Below are 1,894 nucleotides of genomic sequence, written 5' to 3'. Positions count from 1 at the left end.
CCGCCGGCGGCCGCTCCCACCGGGCGGCGCTCCCGTGAGCGTCCGACGGGACCCGGCGGCCGGCCCGCCCCCTCGAACTCGGAACCGCAGCGATCCGGCGCGTTCCAGGCCGGTGCCGGTGGACAATTCGGCGCGCCGACCGATGCGGCGTCGCCACCCACCTCCGGTCGGCGGGCGAAGAAGCGGGTGCGGCGGGAGCGGGCGACCGAGGCGGTGCGGGAGGTGTTGGCGCCCACCGGGTTCGAGCCCGAGGAGTTGGCGCAGCGGCTGCCGGACACCTTGCGGGGTGTGGGGGAGCAGGCGTTGGTGGCCGTGCGGAAGTGGGCCGATCCGCGGGAACGGGAGCTGCGCAAGCGGCGGCGGGCTCGGCGGCGGAGTTTCCGGCTGGGGACGGCGTCGGGGCTGACGACGGCGGGAACCGTTGGGCTGGTGCTGATCTCGGCTCCGGCGTGGGCGGTGGTCGTGGTCGGCGGCGGTGCGGTGGCGCTGGTCACCGGGACCGCGGTGACGGCGCGACGGTATCTGGATATGCGGCGGGAGCCCTTGCCGCAGGCGGCGTTCGTGCCGCGGAAGCTGCCGCCGATCCGGTCGGCGGCGCGGGGCTCGATCGCGCGGTTGGTGCGGGCGGAGCGGGCGCTGCACGGGTTGCACGCGCAGATCGCGCGGTCCGGCCGGCTGCTCGCCGAGGATCTCGACGACACGCTGGAGACGGCCGCTTCGGGTGCTGCCGCGTTGCACGCCCTCGCGCTGGATGTGGTCGCCATGGAGCGGGCCGCCGGTGCGCTGGGCGCGAATTCGCCTCTGGGCGAGCATGTTCGGGCCGTTTCGGTCCGACTCGACGGTGGCGTGGTCGAATTCGAGGGCATGGTCGAGGCGGCCGCCCGGGTGCTGGCGGTGCCGGAGAGCGCGGCCGTGGCCGATGATCTCGGCTGGGCCATGGTCGGGCTCCGCGATGCCGCCGACCGCCTCGACGGCTGGGCGCAGGCGCTCACCGAGCTGGCCGACCAGCGTTTCCGCGCCAATCCCTGACCCCGCCTCGCCGGGAGTGTGGGGGTGAACCCTGATTTCCTCCCCGATATCGCTGCTGACCTGGTGATTTTCTCGGCGGGCCGACGCAGTATGGATGGTGTCGGATCGCGCGGACGGCGGTTCGGAAACTAGGAGGCAAGGAATGTTCTGGAAGATTCTCGGCGTCGTCGTCCTCGTCTGGATCGCTTTCATGATTCTCGGCGCGCTGATCAAGAGCCTGTTCCCCATCCTGATGGTGAGCGCGGTCATCTTCGGCCTGTACCTGCTGTACAAGGCGGTGTCGGGGTCGAAGGACAAGTCGCCGTTGAGCAAGTTCTGACGTACGGCCCACGACGGACCGTCCATCCGGGCAGACCCGGGCGGGCGGTCCGTTCTCCGTATGATCGCCGTATGGCTACTGCTGTCGTTGCCACCGCCTACGGTGGACCGGAAGTCTTGTCGCTCATCGACGTCGACGTGCCCGATCCGGGGCCGGGCGAAGTCACCATCGCGGTGCGTGCCGCCGGGGTGAATCCCTTCGACTACAAGCTCTACAGCGGTGCGTTCGGCACCGATCCCAGCAAGCTGCCGATCCGGCTGGGGCTCGAGGTGGCCGGCGTGGTCACCGCCGTCGGGCCCGACGCGCCGGGCCCGGGCGGGCCGATCGCGGTCGGGGACGAGGTCATCGCGACGGTGGGCGGCGGCTATGCCACCGCCGTCACCGCCAATGCCACGCGCGTCGTGCCCAAGCCCGCCGAGGTGGACTGGAAGCAGGCCGCGGGCGTGCTCAGTGTCGGCGGTACCGCGGTGCATCTGCTCGCCGCGACCGGCGTCGGGCCCGGCGACACCGTGCTGGTGCACGGCGCGGCGGGCAGCGTCGGCGCCC

General features: G+C 72.3%; 3 protein-coding genes. All 3 read left to right on the top strand.

What is annotated here, in order from left to right; all coding sequences use genetic code 11:
- Positions 1-1,029, top strand: a 1,029-nt coding sequence (gene pspM / locus ACWELJ_RS34075) for a phage shock envelope stress response protein PspM (RefSeq protein WP_452370169.1), incomplete at its 5' end; no start/stop codon positions are given.
- Between the two features lie 142 nt (positions 1,030-1,171).
- Positions 1,172-1,348 carry a hypothetical protein gene (locus ACWELJ_RS34070; protein WP_357096697.1) on the top strand — a complete coding sequence of 59 codons (177 nt, stop codon included), beginning with the start codon at positions 1,172-1,174 and terminating at the stop codon, positions 1,346-1,348.
- Positions 1,349-1,419: 71 nt separating this feature from the next.
- On the top strand, positions 1,420-1,894 hold a 475-nt coding region (locus tag ACWELJ_RS34065), incomplete at its 3' end, for a quinone oxidoreductase family protein (protein WP_452370168.1).

It is taken from the genome of Nocardia sp. NPDC004582 (assembly GCF_053602115.1).
The sequence above is the reverse complement of the archived record's forward strand: the minus strand, read 5'-3'. Positions and strand labels throughout refer to the sequence as shown.